At 62.3% G+C, this 21409-nt stretch carries 17 protein-coding genes; 1 reads left to right on the forward strand and 16 read right to left on the reverse strand.

Annotation, left to right across the window (positions count from 1 at the left end; translation table 11 throughout):
- Window positions 1-17: 17 nt before the first annotated feature.
- The 4 genes from BJG93_RS31300 to BJG93_RS31315 all read right to left on the reverse strand — a co-directional run bounded on the left by BJG93_RS31300 (window position 18) and on the right by BJG93_RS31315 (window position 6878).
- On the reverse strand, window positions 18-2498 hold the full coding sequence (locus tag BJG93_RS31300; RefSeq protein ID WP_027194344.1) for an efflux RND transporter permease subunit: 2481 nt from the start codon (window positions 2496-2498) through the stop codon (window positions 18-20).
- Between the two features lie 12 nt (window positions 2499-2510).
- Complete coding sequence (locus BJG93_RS31305) at window positions 2511-3575, reverse strand: WD40/YVTN/BNR-like repeat-containing protein (protein ID WP_027194345.1); 1065 nt, start codon at window positions 3573-3575, stop codon at window positions 2511-2513.
- A gap of 241 nt (window positions 3576-3816) precedes the next feature.
- Window positions 3817-5166, reverse strand: a complete 1350-nt coding sequence (locus tag BJG93_RS31310) for a DUF1329 domain-containing protein (RefSeq protein ID WP_027194346.1) — start codon at window positions 5164-5166, stop codon at window positions 3817-3819.
- Window positions 5167-5180: 14 nt separating this feature from the next.
- Entirely contained in the window at window positions 5181-6878 is a 1698-nt protein-coding gene (locus tag BJG93_RS31315) for a DUF1302 domain-containing protein (protein ID WP_231337622.1), read from the reverse strand.
- A gap of 1047 nt (window positions 6879-7925) precedes the next feature.
- Between BJG93_RS31315 and BJG93_RS31320 the strand changes: the two genes are divergently transcribed.
- On the forward strand, window positions 7926-8585 hold the full coding sequence (locus BJG93_RS31320) for a TetR/AcrR family transcriptional regulator (protein WP_027194349.1): 660 nt from the start codon (window positions 7926-7928) through the stop codon (window positions 8583-8585).
- An 83-nt stretch (window positions 8586-8668) separates the two neighbouring features.
- On the opposite strand, the gene BJG93_RS31325 is transcribed toward BJG93_RS31320, so the two are convergent.
- The 12 genes from BJG93_RS31325 to BJG93_RS31380 all read right to left on the reverse strand — a co-directional run bounded on the left by BJG93_RS31325 (window position 8669) and on the right by BJG93_RS31380 (window position 21399).
- Window positions 8669-9898: a cytochrome P450 gene (locus tag BJG93_RS31325; RefSeq protein ID WP_034477421.1), complete on the reverse strand. Its 1230-nt coding sequence runs from the start codon at window positions 9896-9898 to the stop codon at window positions 8669-8671.
- A gap of 71 nt (window positions 9899-9969) precedes the next feature.
- Complete coding sequence (locus tag BJG93_RS31330) at window positions 9970-11103, reverse strand: acyl-CoA dehydrogenase family protein (protein ID WP_027194351.1); 1134 nt, start codon at window positions 11101-11103, stop codon at window positions 9970-9972.
- Between the two features lie 9 nt (window positions 11104-11112).
- Window positions 11113-12321, reverse strand: a complete 1209-nt coding sequence (locus tag BJG93_RS31335; protein ID WP_027194352.1) for an acyl-CoA dehydrogenase family protein — start codon at window positions 12319-12321, stop codon at window positions 11113-11115.
- A 54-nt stretch (window positions 12322-12375) separates the two neighbouring features.
- Complete coding sequence (locus BJG93_RS31340) at window positions 12376-13245, reverse strand: MaoC/PaaZ C-terminal domain-containing protein (RefSeq protein ID WP_027194353.1); 870 nt, start codon at window positions 13243-13245, stop codon at window positions 12376-12378.
- A gap of 19 nt (window positions 13246-13264) precedes the next feature.
- Window positions 13265-14071 carry an enoyl-CoA hydratase gene (locus BJG93_RS31345; protein ID WP_027194354.1) on the reverse strand — a complete coding sequence of 269 codons (807 nt, stop codon included), beginning with the start codon at window positions 14069-14071 and terminating at the stop codon, window positions 13265-13267.
- 16 nt (window positions 14072-14087) lie between these two features.
- The gene (locus tag BJG93_RS31350; protein WP_027194355.1) at window positions 14088-15254 is read right to left on the reverse strand and encodes an acyl-CoA dehydrogenase family protein; all 1167 of its coding nucleotides are present in this window, start codon (window positions 15252-15254) and stop codon (window positions 14088-14090) included.
- A gap of 34 nt (window positions 15255-15288) precedes the next feature.
- Window positions 15289-16443, reverse strand: a complete 1155-nt coding sequence (locus BJG93_RS31355) for an acyl-CoA dehydrogenase family protein (protein ID WP_027194356.1) — start codon at window positions 16441-16443, stop codon at window positions 15289-15291.
- 31 nt (window positions 16444-16474) lie between these two features.
- Window positions 16475-17674: an acyl-CoA dehydrogenase family protein gene (locus BJG93_RS31360; protein WP_027194357.1), complete on the reverse strand. Its 1200-nt coding sequence runs from the start codon at window positions 17672-17674 to the stop codon at window positions 16475-16477.
- Window positions 17675-17717: 43 nt separating this feature from the next.
- Complete coding sequence (locus BJG93_RS31365) at window positions 17718-18860, reverse strand: CaiB/BaiF CoA transferase family protein (RefSeq protein ID WP_027194358.1); 1143 nt, start codon at window positions 18858-18860, stop codon at window positions 17718-17720.
- Between the two features lie 3 nt (window positions 18861-18863).
- Window positions 18864-19718, reverse strand: a complete 855-nt coding sequence (locus tag BJG93_RS31370) for an SDR family oxidoreductase (protein WP_027194359.1) — start codon at window positions 19716-19718, stop codon at window positions 18864-18866.
- Window positions 19719-19762: 44 nt separating this feature from the next.
- A complete protein-coding gene (locus tag BJG93_RS31375; protein ID WP_027194360.1) occupies window positions 19763-20575 on the reverse strand; it encodes an enoyl-CoA hydratase/isomerase family protein in 813 nt (270 codons plus the stop codon).
- A gap of 17 nt (window positions 20576-20592) precedes the next feature.
- The gene (locus BJG93_RS31380) at window positions 20593-21399 is read right to left on the reverse strand and encodes an enoyl-CoA hydratase/isomerase family protein (RefSeq protein WP_027194361.1); all 807 of its coding nucleotides are present in this window, start codon (window positions 21397-21399) and stop codon (window positions 20593-20595) included.
- Window positions 21400-21409: the final 10 nt, after the last annotated feature.

Here is a 21409-nt window from a genome sequence, read left to right on the forward strand (position 1 = left end):
CGCGCGTGACAGCATCACTACCGCAGCGTCACTTCGCCGTTACGGGCTTCGACGTTCGCGGGACCGGCCGCGGCGCTCTTCGCCACCGCCTTACGCGAGATGCCTTGCAACAGGAAATGCGACAGCGCCGGAATGAGGATCAGCGCGCCGATCATGTTCCACAGGAACATGAACGTGAGCAAGATGCCCATGTCGGCCTGGAACTTGATCGGAGAGAACGCCCATGTCACGACGCCGGCAGCCAGCGTTACGCCGACCAGCGCCACGACCTTGCCCGTGAACTGCACCGCATGACGATAAGCTACGCGCAGCGGTTGCCCGGCACGCTGATACGCGAGCTGCACGCTCAGCAGATAGAGCGCATAGTCGACGCCAATGCCCACACCCAATGCAATCACGGGCAGCGTCGCTACCTTCACGCCAATGCCGAGCTTGACCATCAGCGCCTCGCACAGCACCGAAGTGATCCCAAGCGGCACGACGGCCACCACGACCGCGCGCCAGCTGCGGAACGTGATGAAGCACAGCAAGATCACCGCCGCATACACCATGAACAGCATCGTGCGGTTCGCTTTCGCGACGACCACGTTCGTCACCGCATCGATGCCCGCCGAGCCGGCAACCATCAGAAACTGGTGATCGGCGTCGCTGTGGGCTTTCACGAATGCTTCCGCAGCGTCCATCACACGCGAGAGCGTCGCGGCTTTGTGATCGGTCAGATACGCAATGACGGGCGCCGTGCCGCAAGTTTGGCTCAGCAGATCAGGATGATCGAGCAGGATCTGCCACACCGTCTTGTTGACGATCGAAGGCACGCGGTCGATCGTGTACCACTTCGGGTAGCCCTCGTAAAAGCCCGCCGTTACCCAGCGCGCGAGGCCGCCGACCGAGGTCGTCGTCTGCACGCCCGGCACGCCACGCAGTGCGGTTTCTAGCCGGTCGGCTTCGAGCACGAGTGGGAAGTTGTTCGCATCGCACGTGCCGTGCGACGATTTGCCGACCACGACGAACAGGTCGCTCGACAGACCGAAATGCGCATTGGTGTAAGCGTTGTCGAGGTTGTAGCGCGAGTCCGGCCTGAGTTCCGGCGCGCCCGAATCGAGGTCGCCAATCTGCAGATGCTGGCTGATCGACCATCCGAGCACCGTGAGTGCCCCCGCGCAAACGATCGCACCCACGGCCCAGCGGCGTTCAGTGAAGCGGTCGAGCAGATTCCACAGCGCGCCCGCCGACGAGGTGCCGCGCGCGTCGTTCTGCTCGCCGCGTACGCTACGCCGTGCAGCCGAGGGACTCACGCCGACATACGAGAGCAGTACCGGCAGCAGCAGCAGATTCGTGAAGACCAGCACGCCAACGCCGACGCTCGCCGTAAAGGCCAGATCCTTGATCACCGGAATGTCGATGACCATCAGCACGGCGAAACCAACCACGTCCGCAAGCAGCGCCGTGAGACCGGCGAGAAAGAGCCGCCGGAACGTATAGCGTGCCGCTACATAGCGATGCGTGCCGCGCCCGATGTCCTGCGTGATCCCATTCATCTTCTGTGCGCCATGCGAGACGCCGATGGCGAAAACGAGGAACGGCACCAGCACCGAATACGGGTCGAGCACGTAGCCGAGCGTGCGAATGATGCCAAGCTGCCAGACCACCGCAATCAGCGAACAAGCCACTACCAGCAGCGTGCTGCGATAGCAGCGCGTGTAGAGGAAGATCACGACGAGGGCGATCGCCGCGGCCACGCCGAAGTACATCGCCACCAGCTTGAGACCGTCGATCAGATCGCCGATCAGCTTCGCGAAGCCCACCACGTGCACGTGCACCTCGCCGTGCCCCTCGTTCTTGATGACCTCGTCGATCTGGTGTGAAAGCTTTGCGTAGTCGAGCGGTTTGCCGGTATCGGCATAATGATCGAGCAGCGGCAACTGGATCATGCTCGAATGCAGATCATTCGATACGATGCTGCCCACGATGTTTGCGCGCGCGATGTTCGTGCGCAGCTGTGCGATCGCCTGCGCGGACGCGTCGAAGCCGTCCGGCATCACCGGGCCGCCCGCAAAGCCGCGCTCGGTGACCACATTCCAGCGGACAATCGGCATCCAGATCGACTTCACGCCAGGGCGATCGACGCCCGGAATCAGGAACAACGCATCGTTGATGCGCCGCAGTGCGGCGAGATACTTTGGATCGTAGATATCGCCCGAGGGATTCTCGACGACGATCCGCAGCGAATTGCCGAGCCCTTTGAGGTCCGCCTTGTTGGCCAGATAGTTCTTGATGTACGGATGCGAGAGCGGAATCATCTTCTCGAAGCTCGCATTCACATCGAGTCGCAGCGCCTGGAATCCCAGCACCGCCGTGATGATCGCGCATATGACGATGAGCCAGGGACGGCGGTTGAAGATCAACCGTTCTAGCGCGTTGCCTGAACCTGAATCGAACTGGGCAAGATCTGCCACCACGGGCATCTTGTCGAATTGGGCATTGTTGCCGCCGGTCATATCTGCTCTCCCTTAGTGCGACTTCGACAATGCGATCCGTGACAGGCCGGCCGCGCCGGCCAGCACCGCTGTGTCGCCACGCAGCGCCATGGCGAAGATGCCGCCCGGCTGGCTCGCGCCGAGTGCATGAAACGTTGCCCCCTGGTCGACGCTCTCGAGCAGCTCGCCCGCCTGGGTCGCGAGAATCAGGTGACCGTCGGGCAGTTCAGCCGAAGCCAGAATGCTCGCGCCGGTCGGCAGCGTGATTTTGTCCCACGTCGCGCCGCTGTCAGTGGAGCGATACGCGTTGCCGAGCAGCCCGTAGACGATCATCGCGTTGCGTGTGGAAGCGAGACCGAACAAGCTGCCCTTCGACGGCGTAGGCACCGCGACGAAACGCTGCTTGCCGGGATCGAGCTTGAGCAGCAGCCCCTGTTCGCCCGCGATATAAAGCGTGCCGTTGATACGCCGCATCGCATGCAGGTTCAACGCATTGGGATTGTCCACGCGATCGAACCAGGGCACCCAGCTCTTGCCACCGTCGTCGGTGTGAAAAATGATGTTGAACGAACCGATGACCCAGCCGGAACGCTCGTCGTCGAACCAGACGTCGAGAAACGGACGGCCGCCGTGGTCTGCTTCGAAGCGCTCGGCCTCTTCGCGCGATGCCTTGAGGTCCGGCGAGTCGCCCGGTTGCTTCGCGTAGTACTCGCTCATCAGTTTGGCCGCCTGCTGGCCGTCGAGCTGTCGCGTCCAGGTATTGCCGCCGTCGGTGGTATGGAGTACCTCGCCGTCGTGTCCGACCGCCCACCCCAGCGCGGCCGACTTGAACGTAACGGCCACCAGATCGGAACTCACCGGCACCGGGACCTGGCGCCAGTGCATGGCGCCGTCGTCCGAAACGAGAATTGCACCGCGCGGACCTACCGCGACCAGGCGCTGTCCGGCCTGCGCCAGCGCCATGAGCGGTTCATGCGCGGCATGCGGGTTGATGACCGCGGGCGCGTGCATCGGGTCGGCGAATTCGGCATAGGCCGGCGCGCTCGCGGCGCATGCCGCCGCGACGAGTGCCAGCCAACCAAACAGGGTATTGCGCATTGCGTCTCCTTCACAGTAACTGGCGATCGATCACGCGAACAGTTCTGAGCTTTTTATGAAACTTGTCTATGCGCCATGCCACAGCCGGCATCAGGCACGTGTTGCGCCCTTTCTTGTGCCCGGGTCGGCAACACGACTTTCGATGCGCACGACACGAACCCGTCACTGCTGGTGATGCGTCCCGCCAAGCAAGGCGGGCGGGACGCATCACTCAATACCTCATCCTCAACCCGGCGCGCAATTAGCGCACACCCGCGGACTGCATACGCTCCGGCGTGAAGTAGTCATTCGGGAAGCTCACGTTGAAGAAAATCCCGGGCGAGTCCGCCGGATGGCTGCCGAAGATATAAATGCCGCTGTTGAAGTCGTAGAACCAGTTACCGAGCGAATACGGCACCTTGTAGTCGTACGCGGGAACCGTGGTCTCAAAGCCGGCGCGATAGAGCTTGCCGGACTGGTCGTAGGCATCCATCATTCCTCCGCCGCCATCCTCGTCGAAGTACAGCGTCTTCTTGCTGTAGATGTGACGCGCGCCCGGCTTGAGCGTCAGCTCCACGACCCATACGCGGTGTAGTTCCCACCGGACATAATCGGGATTCACGAAATGCGGCGTGAGGATCTTGCTGGCCGGCGTGTCGTACTGCTGCTTGTAGTCGTTGTACGGAATGTACATTTCCTTCTTGCCGACCAGCTTCGCGTTCCAGCGATCGATCTTGCCGTAGAACAGCTGGATGTCGTCCATCGTGATCGCGCCGGAATAGCCGGGATTCGGCGTGTCGTAGGCGAGATCGGGCGCCACGCGCACGCGGCGTTGGCCTGGGTTGTATTCCCACGATTGCTGATCGTGATCGGCCGAATCCGTGAAGTACCAGAAGAGCGTCGTGTCGCCAATCAGGCGGGCCGGCGACGCATAGTCGTTATAGACCTGATACCAGATCGCGAGGGGGCCCTTCTTGCGAAACTCCGCTTCGTACTTCGGCTGGAAATACGGAAACTGCAGCGAACTCTTGAACTGCGCAGCAAGAATCGGCGTGCCGCTCGAATCGACGAGCCACGTCTTCACGTTGTTTTTCTGCGCCGCTCCGACGTAGCGTATTTCCCAGTCCCACAGCGCCTCCTGACCGTTTTTCGGCACCGGAAACGGCTTGCCGCCGAACGCCCCATCGATATAAAGGCCGTTTTTTTCGAGCTTGGCAGTTTCCGCGTTCTTTTCCGAGTTCTGAAGGTACCAGTCCGGATATGAGACCGAGCGGTGCGTCGGGTAAATGTCCATCCGGTAAGTCGGATAGCGCTTGAACAACTCGATCGACGCGGCGCTCAGCTTGTCGGCGTATTGCTGATAGTTCTGAGCCGTGATTTGCAGAACGGGCTTTTCACCAGCAAACGGATCCGCCCACTTTCCGGAGTCGGCCTTGAACCCGCTCGGAAAGTCCTTGATGCCCCCCGTGTATGCCGGAATCGTGCCGTCCTTGTTGCCGGCAATTTCCGCTCCGAACGGCGTGATCCCGCTCTCGATCGCCAGCGTATACGGTGAGGCCCAAACCGCGGCGAGTATCGCCAGCGCCTTAAGAAGCTTTGGGAATCTTTTCACACCTGCCTCCGTCATCAAAACGTTGTCTGATAAGTGATGCCGATCCACGACTTGTCGCTGTAGGGTGCGCCGAGAGCCGTCGCCGCGCCCGCCGTCGAGTACCCCTTCTTATTCATGTAGTAGGTGTAGGTGATGTCCACCTCATGCTTGTTGTAGATCGTGAAATCGAGCCCGACCACGAAGGTGTTCTGCCCCTGTGCTTCGGCCGCCGGCGTAATGACAGACGAGTAGCCCTTCAGATTCAGATTAACGAACAGTGGCATCGTCAGATCGACCCCAGGGAATACCTGATACCACTGCGGGCTCGCACCAATGCCGATCCCGGCCCAGAAGCGCGTCGAGCAGTTGTTGAACGCGGAGTTGCCCGATGCCGAACATTGGCCGGTGGTGTCGTAGCTCGAGTTGGCAAAGTTCCGCGCATTCGATTGCACGCTTAGCAGCTCGTTGAACGCGAATTCCGCCTGCAGGAACATGTTGTCCCACAACGGCGTCTTGCCGAACGACTGGGTGACGTTCAGCAGTCCGTGCAGCGTGCGCCCCGTCGGCGCATCGTTGACGGTCGTCGTATTGACGGCGTTAAGCGGCATGTTCCAGCGATACGACAGTTCGCCTGCCACTGCCGCCTTGCCGACCGCACTGTTGAAGCCAGCGCCGATCAGGTTCACGTTGTTGCCGTACTTTGCCGTCACGCCAGGCAGGTTGGTGCCTGGGAAGAGTTCCGGTCCCGCACCCGGAAGCAGCACCGCCGCCCAAGGCATCTTCATGGCGAAGTGGCGGTACGTGAATTCATAGGTCGTGGCGATTGAATCGACGCGCCACTTGCCGTCGATGCCGATATCGCCGATCTGGCCTTTCGTCGGCGCGATGCGCGGAATCGCGAACGTGCCCAGCCCCGGAATGTTTTGGTAGCTGGCGATCGGCGGGCCGTAAAGGATAGGATCGGCACCGCCGAAATACGTGCCGCCTTCAGGCAAACGGTCGTGATTCCATTCGAAGGTGTACTGTGCCCCGAGGGAGAACGTGTCGGTAATATTCGTCGTCACGTTGGCCTGCGCCGTCGGCAACACGATTTCCTTGAGCGAAGCACTCGGGCTCTGCGTCAGTTTCATCAGGTCGAGCGGTTGCTGGCCGATCGCCACCGAGTTCGCGCCCCCCAGCGTCGCAAACGCCGACTGCCCCCAGGTGAGCGCCGTCCGGCCGAGCTTGACGTTGACAGAGTGCCCACCGAGGTCAAAAGTGTTGAACACGAACGCATCACGCAGCTCGGCGCTCGGCCCCTGGTAGTACTTCTTGATGTAGCTGGTGTACTCGTTGTTCGGGTAGTTCGGAGCAAATGCGGGGTTACTCGTATTGTGATTCTTGAACGTCGGGTCGTACCACGCGTCCATGCTGATGCGGAAGCCGGACGTATCCTTGTACTTGAAATCGAATTCGCTGTAGAGGTTCAGCATCGACTGGATCGTGCTGAACTTCGGCGTCGACAGATCGCCTTCGTCGTAGGTCGGGCTGTTCGTGTAGAAGTGGTCCGGATTCTGAAGCCGGATGTCGTAGTCCGCGCGCACCGTGTTGTCCCATTCCATATCGATGTCCGGGTTCGGCACATCGAAGTGGAAGGCGTTGGCGTTCGCGCTCCACAGCCCGCACGCCGCAGCGATGCAGGTCGCGTGCACGCCAAGGCTGATCGCACTTGGCTTTAGACTTTTCTGTTTCATGCGTCTCCTCTTGTCTTTGTCGAACTGCCGCAGAAAAGGCCAAGGCCGTTGGACTGCCGCAGACTTGCAATGAAGCGAAACCGGCCTCCCACCCTCGTCAGCATCGCGTCTCGGATACATCTCACAGCCACCAGAATACGAATGCTGTTCGGAAAGATAAACGCTCGAAACTCGACTGTCAACGCTCGCTCACCCCTACGTGAGGCATTTTTTTGAACGACGTTCAACTTCGGGGTAAACCTGAGCCTGAGATGGGTGATGGACTGGAAGCGGTCAGCGCACGGTCGCGGTCGCAGCGGTGCTAAACACTTGCAGAGCGCCTATTTAGACGCGAAAGGAAGACCAATCGCAGAAACTGCCGAAACGCTGGCGCGATCGGATCGATTTGCTTTGCAGTCCTTCGGTATACCTGGTCATGGATCGTGACCGGATGAATCCTTATCCCGTCGCTGCGTAGAAGTGCATTTCTGGTTTTCGGGGAGGAGGCGGGAACACGCGCCATGCGCCGTCGTCGTGCCGAAAGAAGAATATGGCGAGGGAGCTTTCCGAGGCGCACGATCGCGCAAGCACGCACCTCGTCTGTCCCGAGTTTGGTGAAGTGAACCGGGTTAGATGCACCGGGTTGGTCGCAGTGGGCGCGAACCACTTCTCGATGAGCGAACGCAAAGTACTTTCGCCAAGCTTCATGTCCTGCTCCTTCAACCGCCTTGTGCGCGCCTCTGACAATCCCAGCCACGACCGCACATTGGCGACCTTGACCGGCCAACCCCGATACCTGCGCATTGCCGGCTCCAGCTTCCCACGCAGCGAGAATGGTCTGGCTTTGCCGCAATGAGTCTGTTGACTAAATACTAGTAGTCAGCCGACCCATTATCAAGCCAGACGACACCAGGGGAAATGCCGGTATGGACAAACCCTCCCTTTGTTCCGGTAGGATAGTGATGCGACGAGCGACGGACGGAACGTCATCTAAAAGTTAATTAGTCGACCGACGTCTGTTTATTCGTCATCTGACTAACATCAGATTAAAGCCGGAGAGCACCACGGATGAAAGATCTAACCATCTCATCGGCAGACCTCGACAACACGGCCGCAGACGCGCCCAAACGGCGCGGCAACCGAACGACACGCGTGCCCGCCATCATCGAAGTGGCGATCGAGGTCTTCGCATCTGAAGGGAACGCTGGTTTCACTCAACGCCGCATTGCCAGCGACGCCGGAATTCGACTGAGGACCTTGCAGCACTACTTCAGCACCCGCGAAGAACTATTGCGAGCCACGATCGAGGCATTCACGGATCGCTATTTCGAGCACTACCGGACGATCGCCGAAGACAAACTCCGGCCACCGGGGGCGCGACTGGACGTCATTGTCGACGAGGCGTTCTCCGTATTGACGGCGACCGGCGGAAATCGCGTTAGCGCCTTCGTGCTGGAATGCTGGAGTCTCGCCGAACATGAGCCGTTTCTGCATGCCCTGATGGCGAAATCTACCGCCGATTTTCAAGGTCTTCTGGCAGAACTGATCGCGCAGATCAATCCAACCTTGTCCTCGGAAGAATGCACGTTGCGCGGCGCGCTACTCCTTTCGCATCTACAAGGTCTGGTCGTCTTTCTGCGCCGATCCGACGCAAACGCACTTGATCCGGACGCGTTGCGTCACGCCATGAAGGTGGTGTGGCGAGCGGTGAGCAACGCGTCTCCATAGAACCGGAAGGCAGGTGCCTGCGCCGGGTCGCGCGCAGACCGGGGGCGGTCGCAACGGCTCACACAGGCCATCCTGACCGAACCTCAGCGGGCCACCTGCCAGACAAGCGGCAACCGGTACAGCGTGCCGTTCACGCCTCCGTGGACACCCGCCTTCTCGCCCGGCTTGATCTGGAAATCCGGAATGCGCTTGAGCCACTCCTGAAGGAAAACCTTCAGCTCCACGCGCGCAAGGAACGAGCCGGGACAACGATGCGCACCATTGCCGAACGTCGAATGGATCGGCGTGGGCCGGGTGAAATCGACGTTCAGCGGATCGTCGAACTTTCTCTCGTCCAGACCGTGCAGCGTGGTCGGCATGATGATCATGTCGCCCGCCTTCATGGCTACGCCGTTGTACTCGAAATCGTGTGTGATACGCCGCCCTTGATTGACCACCGGGAAACGTCGCAAAAGCTCGTCCACGGCCTTCTGCGTCAGATCGGGGTTGTCGATGAGCTGCTTGCGGTGGGCGGGACTGCCGGCGAGGAACCGCGCAATAAAGCCCATTGCCGAGGCAACCGTGTCGAGGCCGCCAATCAGCACGAGACCGCAAAGCCCACGTACTTCGTCGTCGGTGAGCGAGCGCCCGTCTATGTTCGAATGGACTATCTTGCTGATGAGGTCGTCGCCCGGGTTCGCGCGGCGTTCCGCGACCTTCACCCCCAGGTACTGGAAAATCGCACCCAGCGCCTGGAGCTTCTCGTTGGCATCGACCGGGCGGACCATCTTGTCGGCGAGGCCGAGCAAGTACTCGCGATCCTCGGCGGGCAATGCGACCATGTTCATGAAAATGCCGATCGGCAAATGCTGCGCAAAGCCCGATACGAATTCCACCTCGCCCTTGGGATAAAAGCCGTCGATCAGTTCGATCGCCATTTCGCGCGCCTTCTCCTCGAGCTTGCCGATCGCCTGCGGCATGAACGCAGGCGCGATCAGCGCACGATAAGCCGTGTGCTGCGGAGGATCGAAGAAAATCGGCGGCAACGGTTGATGCTCGACGAGCGGCACCGTGAGCTGCTTCGACGAGAAATTCTCGTAGTCCTTGAGGATGTGATAGATGTCATCGCCGCGCGTCGCGATCCAGTGGCCGCCGTTGCGCGGTGTCCACAGAATGTCGGGAATACCTTCGGCGTGCAATCGCTTGAGCGACAGATGGTAGTCGTCTTCGGCACCCGGCGGATTGTAGATATCGATGTCAAACACACGTTCAGGCAATACGTGTGCGGGAACCGGCGCCAGTTCCGGAGTCACGCCATGACCAGCTACTGACATCAGTTGTCTCCTTTCTTCAAATCGACCGGTATGGGCGGTCGGGACCATTGTTGACGTTTGCTTAACTGCATTCACAGGAACGCGCTGTACTGCTCGATATGGTGTTCGGTGTTTCCCCAAGTCATGTCGATGCAGGTGAGCCGCTTCACGTACCACCCCACTGCCAGTTCGTCCGTCATGCCCATCCCGCCGTGCAGCTGCACCGCTTGCTGTGCCACGAAGCGTGCACTGCGGCCAATCAGCGCCTTTGCGGCAGTCACAGCACGATGGGCTTCGAGGTCGTCGTCATCGCCAAGTCTCGCCGCGGCAAAGTAGACGATCGATTTCGCCTGTTCGACGGCGCTCAGCATGTCGGCGGCGCGATGCTGAAGCGCCTGGAATTTGCCGATCGGCGAACCGAACTGCTTTCGCGTGCGCAGGTAGTCGAAGGTCAGATCGCTCAGCCGCGACATCGCGCCCACCGCTTCCGCGCACAGCGCGAAAAGGCCTTGATCGACCGTCCACTCGAGCAACGGATAGCCCTGATCGATGGCGCCGATGACAGCCTGTGCATCGACGCGCACGCCGTCCAGCGTCACTTCGGCGACACGCTGACCATCGAGTGCCGGAAACCCTTTGACGCTCACGCCTTGCGTTCGCGCATCGACGGCGAACAGCGTGATGCCGTGCTTGTCGGTCTGCTCGCCTGCGCTACGCGCCGAAACCAGCAGAAGGTCCGCGCTATCGCCATGCAGTACCACGCCTTTCCGTCCATTCAGGATGAAGCCGTCACGCGTGGGTTCGGCCCTCGTCGCAACATCCCACAAATCGAAGCGCGCGCCGGGTTCAAGTGCCGCCAGCGCGCTCTTCAGGCTGCCGTCCGCGATCCCAGCCAGCCACTCGGCCTTGCGCGCCTCGTGTCCCGCGCGCCCGATCAGCTTCGCGCCGATCACGGCCGTCGAAACGAACGGCTCCAGTACGAGTCCACGGCCGAAGGCCTCCATCACGAGCATGGTCTCGATCGGGCCCGTGCCAAGCCCGCCTTGCTCCTGCGGCACGTTCAGTGCCAGCACGCCCATCTCGGCGAGCGTGGTCCAGTGCGCGGCCGACCAGCCTTGGGGCGTGGCGGCGAGACGGCGCCTCGCCTCGAAGTCGTACGCCTTGTCGACGAAACGGCCGACGACGTCGGCCAGCATCTGTTGCTCTTCAACCAGCGTGAAGTCCATGGCGTGTCCTCAGATGCCGAGCGCCTGTTTGGCGATGATGTTTTTCTGCACTTCGGTCGAACCGCCGTAGATCGAAATCTTGCGCCAGTCCAGATAATGCGCGGCCAGCGCGTTGAGCAGCTCGCCGTTCGCGGTTTCGCCGCGCCAGTCGGCCTCCAGCGCTTCGCTCACAAAGGGCACCGCATAGGGGCCGGCGCACTCCATGATCAGCTCCGTCAATTCCTGTTGAATCTCGGAGCCGCGGATCTTCAGCACCGATGCTTCCGGTCCGATAGGACGTCCCGCGGTCTCGGCCGAAACGACGCGCAGCAGCGACCATTCGTGAGCGATCAAATCGATTTCCACCCTGGCGATGCGATCGCGAAAGCGCAGGTCCTCGATGAGCGGCTTGCCGTGCTTGCGCTCGGTGCTGGCAATCTCCTTCAGACGCCGCATGAAGCGCTTGCAGTTGCCAAGCCCGGCGATGTTGGTTCGCTCGTGCCCGAGCAGGTACTTGGCGATCGACCAACCGCGATGCTCGTCGCCGACGAGATGGCTCACCGGCACTTCCACGTCGTCGAAGAACACTTCGTTGACGTCGTGGCCGCCATCGAGCGTGCGGATGGGTCTGACAGTGATGCCAGGCGTTGCCATGTCGATCAGCAGGAACGAGATGCCCTCCTGTGGCCGGCCGCTGCCATCGGTGCGGACAAGGCAAAAAATCCAGTTCGCCCATTGCGCGAACGAGGTCCAGATCTTCTGGCCGTTGACGACGTAGAACGATTGGCCGTCTCGCTCGACGCGGTCCGCGCGCGTCTTGAGCGACGCCAGATCGGAGCCCGCTCCCGGCTCGGAGTAACCCTGACACCACCAGTCCTCCATCGAGACGATGCGCGGCAGGAACCGTTCGCGCTGCGCGTCGGTGCCGAACTTCTGGATCACGGGCCCAACCATCGAAAGGCCGAACGGCATCTGGCGCGGCGCGCCGGCAGTGAAGCATTCCTCGTCGAAAATGTTGCGCTGCGCGGCGTTCCACGCGGCGCCGCCGAACTGCGCCGGCCACGCCGGCGCACCCCATCCGTTGCCAGCCAGAATGCGTTGCCAGCGCACGTAGTCTTCGCGCGGCACATGGCGGAAGTTCAGCACCCGTTCACGAATGTCGTCGGGCAAATGTGTCGCGACGAATTCGCGCACGGTGGCGCGAAATTCCTTGTCGGCGGGAATCTCTTTCAGGTCCATCGTCAGGCTCCAGTCGCGGCCCGGCAAAGCGCGTTGGCGTCGCCGGGCGCAGGTTCAGGCGATTTCCACGATACCGTTGTTCAGCACTGCCACATCACGTGCGTCGACGCGCGCGCGCAGATGCAGGCGCGTGTCACTGTCCCGCCAGAACTGAAAACGCACTGCTTCGCCGGGGTAGACCGGCGAAGTCAGACGCAACGCGAGTCGCTTCAGACGCGCTGCATCGTTGCCGGCGAACGTGCGGATCGCCGCATAACCCGCCATACCGTAGGTCGCAAGGCCGTGAAGAATGGGCCGGCTGAAGCCGGCCTTCGACGCCACCTCCGGGTCCGCGTGCAAAGGGTTGGCATCGCCCGACAGGCGATAGATCAACGCAGCATGGGCGCCGGTCGACAAGACGTATTCCGCATCCGGTGCGCGCTCCGGCACCGACGGAAGCGCTTCGGGCGGCGCATCGCTCGTGCCCGACTCCGCACTGAACCCGCCGTCGCCGCGCAGAAAGGACACCTGCCGCACTTCGGCGAGTGGTTCGCCCGTCGAGGCGTCGATGATGTCCCGCTTGAGCTCGACGATCGCGCCCTTGCCTGCGCCTTTGTCCGAAATGCGGCTTACGCGCGTCTTGCTGACGATGGTCGCTGCAACCGGCATCGGCCGCACGAAACGAACGTCCTGCTCACCGTGCACGAGCTTCAGGTAGTCGATGCCCGTACGCGGATCGCGCATCCACGATTTCGGCCACGCGAACGCGGCCGCGCAAGTCGGCATCGCCTGCAGATCCTTTTCGTAGACGTAGCGCAGCTGTTCGGTGTCCAGCGGATCTGCGCCCAGTCCGAGACCCAGCGAATACAGCATCACGTCGCGCTCGCTGTATGTCTGCGTGACATCTTCGATAGGCCAGTTCTTGACGACGTCGTAATTCAGCATGAGGTAGTCCCGTATGTGCTCAGTAGTCGGTGAAATTGGGCTTGCGCTTCTCCAGGAAGCTCGCCATGCCTTCCTTGTAGTCGTCGCACTGGTTGGCGATCGGCATGTCCAATCCGGCGTACATCACCGCTTCGTGGGGCGTCTGAAACGGCACCTCCCAGACCTGCTCCTTCATGATGCGCATCGAGCGCGGCGAGCAGTGCTCGGCCATGTCGCGCGCATAGGCATAGGTCTCCTCGACCAGCTTGTCCGCCGCAATGGCCCGATTCACGAGTCCCATCCGTTCGGCTTCGCGCCCCTTGATCTTGCGTCCCGATAGCAGCAGATCGAGCGCATGCGCCTGGCCCACGTGGCGTGCGAGTATCCAGGCCATGCCGTACTCCGCGCTCAAACCGCGGCGCGCGAATGCCGTCGTGATGGTCGCGTCTTCCGACGCAAACCGGATGTCGCAAAAGAGCGCGTGAATCAGCCCGATGCCGACGGTCGCGCCGTTGAGCATCGCGATCACCGGCTTCGGTATGGCCGGGTAGTACGAGCAGCGCGTCTGCCAGTCGGCGCGTTTGCGCATGTCGAACGGTCGCGGCAACTTCGTCATCAGCGCGGCGGGGTCGCCGCCGAAGCTGTGAATGTCGCCGCCCGCGCAAAACGCCTTGCCCGCGCCGGTGAAAACGATGACGCGCACGCCGTTATCCGAACCCGCCGCTTGCATCGCCTCGTACACCTCGGTCGCCACCTGATCGTTCCAGGTGTTCATGTGTTCCGGACGGTTCAGCGTGATTGTCGCTATACGGTCCTTGACGTCGTACAGAATGGTCTCGAAGCGCATCAGATCCCTCCAAAGCTCAGAATGAACGCGGCAGGTCGAGCACGTGCTCGGCGACGTAGGACAGAATCAGATTCGTCGAAATCGGTGCCACCTGATAGAGCCGAGTCTCGCGGAACTTGCGTTCGACATCGTATTCGCAGGCGAAACCGAAGCCGCCATGGGTCTGCAGACAGGCATTCGCGGCCTTCCACGAAGCCGTGGCCGCGAGATGCTTGGCCATGTTCGCTTCGGCGCCGCACGGTTGATGATGGTCGAACAGTTCGCAGGCCCTGTAGCGCATCAGATCGGCCGCGCGCACGTCGATGTAGGCCTCGGCAATCGGAAACTGGATGCCCTGATTCATGCCGATAGGCCGGTCGAACACGACACGTTCGCTGGCGTATTTCGATGCGCGTTCGACGAACCAGTAGCCGTCGCCGATGCACTCGGCCGAGATCAGCGCGCGCTCGGCGTTGAGTCCGTCGAGGATGTACTTGAAGCCCTTGCCTTCTTCGCCAATCAGGTTCTCTTCGGGAATCTCCAGGTTGTCGAAGAACAGTTCGTTCGTCTCGTGATTGACCATGTTGGGAATCGGCCGCACGGTCAGGCCATTGCCGATCGCCTGATGCAGGTCCACGAGAAAGCACGACAGCCCGTCCGACTTTTTCTTCACATCCGACAACGGCGTGGTGCGCGCGAGCAGGATCATCATGTCCGAATGCTGCACGCGCGAAATCCATACCTTCTGGCCGTTGACCACGTAGCGGCCGTCTTTCTTCACGGCGGTGGTCTTCAGCTTCGTGGTGTCCGTTCCCGTGGTCGGCTCGGTCACGCCCATCGACTGCAGGCGCAGTTCGCCGCGCGCGATCCTGGGAAGGTATGTGCGCTTTTGCGCTTCCGAGCCGTTACGCAGCAGCGTATTCATGTTGTACATCTGGCCATGGCAGAACCCGGCGTTGCCGCCGTTGCGGTTGATCTCCTCCATGATCACGGACGCCTCGGTCAGGCCGAGACCTGAACCGCCGTACTCCTGGGGGATCAGCGCCGCCATCCAGCCGGCCTTCGTCAGCGCGTCCACGAACGCCTCGGGGTACACACGCTCGTGATCGATCCGGCGCCAGTACTCGTCGGGGTACGCCTTCGAGAGGTCACGCAACGCGTCGCGCAGTTCCTGATATTGATCGGGTGCGGGAATTCGGCTCATGAATGGTTTCCGTTGACTTGACGGGACGCGCGGCTCACGCGGCCGCATCGATGAGTCCGCCGGCATTGGCAAGCTGGGTCAGATGATGTTCGGTCGAACCGAACTGGATGTCGATCACGCTCAGGCGTCTCAGGTAGTGGCCGATCTTGCACTCTTCAGTCATTCCGATGCCGCCGTGCAGTTGCACGCCTTGCTGGCCCACGAAGCGGCCCGAGCGTCCGATCTGCACTTTTGCCGCCGACATACTGCGATCGCGTTCCGCCGCGTCCGGCTCCTCGCTCATCATGGTCGCGAAGAGCGCCATGCTGCGGGCCTGCTCCACCATGACGAGCATGTCGACTGCACGATGCTGGAGCGCCTGGAATGATCCGATCGGCACCCCGAACTGCTTGCGGACCTTCAGGTACGCCACGGTTTCTTCGTGCGCGGCGGCCATCGCGCCCACGGCTTCCGCGCTCACTGCCGCGATCGCGTGCGCCGCGACCGTTTCGATCAGCGGCAACGCAGCGCCCACCACGCCCAGCACGTCGCTATCTGGAACGCGCACCCGCGAGAACTCGACGTCGGCCGCATGCAGCCGGTCTTGCGTCGGATACGCGTGACGCGTCACGCCCTGCGCGTCGGCCCTGACCACGAACAGCGCGATGCCGTCACGCTCGCGCCTGCCGCCGGACACGCGCGCCGACACCACCAGAACATCGGCGCTGCCGCCGTGGAGCACAACGCGCTTGGCGCCGTCGAGCACCCAGCCGTCGCCTTCGCGCCGTGCGGTGGTCGCCACGTCCGCGAGGTCGTACCGTGCCTGCACCTCGCTGTGCGCAAACGCCATCTGCAGCCCGCCCTGCGCGATCCGCGGCAGAATCGCCGCGCGTTGCGCCGCGTTGCCGCCAAGCCGCACGAGGCCGCCTCCCAGCACGACCGTCGCGAGATACGGTTCGACCGCGAGAGCGCGGCCCAACGCCTCCATCACGATCATCGTTTCGACAGGACCGCAGTTGCTGCCGCCGTATGCCTCGTCGAACGAAAGGCCCAACAGACCCATGTCGGCGTAACGCGCCCAAAGCTCGCGGCTAAAGCCGTCCGGCTCAGCGAGATACTTCGCGCGCTGCTCGAACCCGTACTCGTCTTTGACGAGCCGTTCGACGCTGTCCTTGAGCATGCGTTGCTCATCGGTAAAATCGAAGTCCATATCCCATGCTTCTCCGCAGTTCGCCCGCCGCTCAAAGTCCGAGTACGGACTTGGCGAGAATGTTCTTCTGAATCTCGTTGGAGCCGCCCACAATCGAGACGTGACGCGCGAAGTAGTGATTCGGCGCGACCGTGAGTGCCCATTCGGGTTCTCGAACCGGATCGCCAAGCCCACGCAGGAAGTCGACATCGAGCGGTAACGCGTCCGGACCTGCTACCTCGAGGAGCAATTCAGCTGAGCGTTGCTGGAGCTCCGAACCCTTGATCTTCAGGATCGAAGTCTTCGGGTCGGGCACGTGGCTCTGCTGCGCGCTGCTCTCGGCGATCACACGCATCTGCGTCATCTCCAAAGCCTTCAGTTCCACCTCGACGGCCGCGACGCGTTCGCGAAAACGCGGGTCGTCCCATAGCACACCGTCGCCGCAGGGCACGCGCCTGGCAAGATCTTTCGCGTGACGCACGCGCATCTTCGACACGCCCACGCGCGCAATCCCGCTGCGCTCGTTGCCCAGCAGATACTTCGCGTAGTCCCAACCCTTGTTTTCCTCGCCAACGCGATTCGCAACCGGCACGCGCACGTTGTCGAAGAACACCTCGTTGGTTTCGTGGTGGCCGTCGATCGTGACGATCGGGCGCACGCTCAGGCCCGGCGTCTTCATGTCGATCAGCAGGTACGTGATGCCCTGCTGCTTCTTGCCGCTCGAATCCGTGCGCACCAGACAGAACATCCAGTCCGCGTGATGCGCCGTCGAAGTCCAGAGCTTCTGGCCGTTGATCACGTAGTGGTCTGCGTCGCGCACCGCCTGGATCCGCAGCGCGGCCAGGTCCGAACCCGCGCCTGGCTCGGAGAATCCCTGGCAGAACCAGTATTCGAGGCTCGCGATGCGAGGAAGGAAATGGCGCTTCTGCTCTTCGCTGCCGAACGCGATCAGAACCGGACCGATCATGTTCACGTTGAATGACAGCGTCTCGGGCGCCGGGGCCATGTGCAGCTCTTCCTTGAAGATGTATTGCTGCACCGCGCTCCAACCCGTCCCACCCCACGCCTTGTCCCACGCTGGCGTGGCCCAGCCACGCTCGTAGAGAATGCGTTGCCAGCGGCGTAAGTCGGCCGCCGAATAACGCTGCCCCAAGGTGGCCTTGCGTCGAATCTCGGCCGGCAGCGCTTCCTTGAAGAAGGCTCTCACCTCGTTGCGGAAAGCCAGCTCGTGGTCGGTATATCGCAGATCCATGCGTGTCTCGTTTCGTCTTGATGGGTTGCCTGCCGGGTGCGGCTCAGGCCAGCGTTCCCGCTTCTTTCAATTCGCCGATGCGGCGCGGATCGAGCCATGCGGCGAGCGCCGCATCGATCGTGGCCGCGGCGGGCGCCTCGGGCGCCGTCGGCTTCGCGGGCACGGTGGCGGAAAAGCGCGGCGCCGGCGCGGGCTGCACGATGCCGTCCACTTCGATGAACGTGCCGCGCGCCTTCAGATGCGCATGCCCGGGTGCTTCGGTCCACGACAGAACCGGTGCGAAGCACGCGTCCGTGTGCTCGAGCAACGCGCTCCATTGCTCGCGCGTGCGGCTCTTGAACTTCAGCGCAAACAGTGCGCGCGCGGCGGGCCAGTTGCTCGCGTCGAGCTGCGTACCCAGCGTTTGCGGGTCGATGTCGAGCAGGCGGAGGAGTTCGAGATAAAACTTGTCCTCGATGGGACCGACCGTGATCCACTTGCCGTCCGCGCATTCATAGACGTCGTAGAAGTGCGATCCCGAATCCGTGATATTGGTCCCGCGCCCGTCACACCAGATGCCGGCAGCCTGCATGCCGAAGAACGTGGTGGCAAGGTTGGCCGTGCCGTCGACGATCGCGGCATCCACGATCTGTCCCGCGCCGCCGTTACGCGCATGCAGGATCGCCGAGAGGAGCCCCATTGCAAGGTACAGCGAACCGCCCGCATAGTCGCCGATCAGATTCAGCGGTATCGACGGTGGCTGGCCGCGCCGGCCAATCGCGTTCAGGACGCCGGTGATCGCGATGTAGTTCAGGTCATGTCCGGCGTACTGCGCGAGCGGACCTTGCTGGCCCCATCCCGTGATGCGCCCGTAAGCGAGTTTCGGATTACGTTCGAGGCAGGGCTGCGGGCCCAGCCCGAGTCGCTCGGTGACGCCGGGTCGGAAACCTTCTATCAGGGCATCGGCACGCTCCACCAGCGTGAGCACGAGTTCGACGGCCGCCGGGTCTTTCAGGTCGAGCGCAATCGTCCTCCGGTTGCGCAACAACAGGTTGTAGCGCAGCGGACGCTCGATACCGAGCTTGACCGGCTGGCGACGCTCGATGCGCAACACCGTCGCACCCAGATCGGCAAGCAGCATTGCCGTCATGGGCCCCGGCCCGATGCCGGCTAGTTCGACGATTCGAACTCCTGCAAGCGGACCCATGATTCAACCTTTGCGAGCGTGGGCGCGCATCGCGTCCCATTGCTCGTCGGTCCAGTCCTGCATGGCGCGGAAAGTCGGGCCGCCAACCCCCTGCATCCAGCGGCCGCCGTCGATCACGATCAGGTCGCCGGTGATGTAGCCGGAGCCGTCAGACGCCAGATAAGCATAGAGATTGGCGAGCTCCATGTGATCGCCGAAGCGTCTGAGCGGCACCGAGCGCTCCTGCGGCTCGACCTGTGAGCCCGGCGGATACAACTGCTCCCATGCGCCCGGCGTCGGGAACAGTCCGGGCGCCACCGCATTCAGGCGAATGCCCTTCGGGCCCCACTCGACCGCAAGACTGCGGGTCATGGCGAGAACACCGGCCTTCGCGGCAGCGGACGGCACGGTAAAGGCGGAGCCGGTCATCGTGGGCGTGGATACCGTGCTGATCACGTTGCCCGGGTGACCCGCTTCGATCCAGCGCTTGCCCGCCGCGATGGTGCAATAGAAGCTGCCGTGCAACACGATGTCGAGCACCGCATCCACCCCGCGCGCCGACAGGCTTTCGGTGCGCGCGATGAAGTTGGCCGCGGCGTTGTTCAGCAACACGTCGAGCGGACCGTCGCGCCAGATCGTTTCCATCATCGACTCGACGGACTCGGCGCTGCGCACGTCGGCCTGCACCGTCGTGACACGCGCGCCCGGCACGACGCCGCGAAATTCGTCGGCCGTCGCGTCCAGCACTTCCTTGCGGCGACCGCAGATGACGAGGTCGGCGCCCAGTTCGAGGTAGCGCCGGCCGATACTCTTGCCAAGGCCAGTGCCTCCGCCGGTGATGAGGATTCTCTTGTTCTTCAGCAGGTCAGGCGTAAACATGTGCGTTGAACTTCCCGTAGAGACTGCAACGAAGAATGGCAGCGTCAGGCGCCCGTGAAAACCGGCTTGCGTTTTTCCATGAAGGCATTCACCGCTTCGGTGTGATCGCTCGTTTGACGCGTCAGCGGATTGAGGTCGGTTTCGAGGCGGCATGCGTCTTCGATCGAATTGCCCGCGTTGACGAGGCTCGCCTTGAGCAGCGCCAGCGTCACCGGCGGATAGTTCGCGAAGCGCGCCGCGGCCTCGATCGCCGCATCGAGCGCGCTGCCGCTTGCGACCACCTCACTGACCAGGCCGATGCGGCGCGCCATGGCTGCGTCGATGACATTGCCCTTCAGCATCAACGCACGCGCGTTGCCGCCGCCGACCCTTTGCGGCAGTGTCCACAGCATTCCGGTGTCGGGAAGCAGTCCGACCTTGCCGAATGCACACGAGTACTTCGCGGTATCGGCACCCACCACCACATCGCATGCAGCAGCCAGCGAGAGCCCCGCTCCGTAGCACGTGCCCTCCACCGCCGCGACGACCGGCTTGGTGCCCGTATAAATCAGCTTGAACAGACGCACGCCCACCGCGATGCGCTCACGAAGCGCCAGCAACTGCGGAGTGGTCGCGTGCATTTCGGACAGGTCGCCGCCCGCGCAAAAATGGCCTCCCGCGCCGGTCAGCACGATGGCGCGCGTTTGCGGATCGTTGTGCATGAGCCGCTGGAAGACCTCGGTCAGCGCAAGGCGCATCATGGAGAACGCGTTGCGGCGCTCCGGATAGTTCATCGTGACGATGGTCACGTCGCCTTGACGGCGTGCCTGCACGATCTCGTCGGCGCCCGCAACCTCGTCGTTCCGCTCGATACTCATCGCATTGCTCCCCACGCTCACTCGCCTGTGAAAACCGGTTTGGTCTTGTCCATAAATGCCTTGCAGGCAGCCTGATGGTCTTTCGACTGACGCAGGATGGGCTGATAGTCGATCTCGGCTCGCAACGCGCCTTCCATGGTCGTCGCGGCGTGGGTCAGCGCGTCCTTCAGCAGCGCCACGCCGAGCGGCGGCAAGTCGGCGAGGCCGCGCGCCACTTCAATTGCCTTTGCGCGCGCAGTGCCCGGTGCGACGACTTCATTAGCAAGCTGAATCATGCCGGCCTTGTCTGCGTCGATCTCGGTGGCGAGCGACAGCATTTCCCTCGCGCGAGCCATGCCGATGCGCTTCGGCAGCGTCCACAGAATGCCGGTATCCGGAATCAGCCCAACGCGCAGAAACGCCGCGCAAAAGCGTGCATTCGATGCAGCCACGACATAGTCGGTCGCGACCGCGAGCGACAGCCCGGCGCCGAAAGCGACCCCTTCCACGGCCGCCACGACGGGCTTGGGTCCCGCCAGCATTTCACGCACCACCACGCACGACTCCGCCAGGATCTCGCGGCTTTGCAGGATCGTGCGCTTCGTCATCTCGGAGATGTCGGCGCCGGCGCAAAAGTGATCGCCCGCGCCGGTGACGACGATTGCACGCGAATCCGGATCGTCGACCATCAGCCGATGCATCGTGTCGCGCAACAACTGACGCATCTGACGTCCCATCGCATTGCGGCGCCGCGGATTGTTTAGCGTCACGATCGCGACCGGTCCCTCGCGGGTCACCTCGATCAGCGACGTCACATCGTTCTCTGCGGTTGGTTTTTCGCTCATGTTGGCTTCC

The sequence above is a fragment of the Paraburkholderia sprentiae WSM5005 genome (assembly GCF_001865575.2).
GTDB lineage: Bacteria > Pseudomonadota > Gammaproteobacteria > Burkholderiales > Burkholderiaceae > Paraburkholderia > Paraburkholderia sprentiae.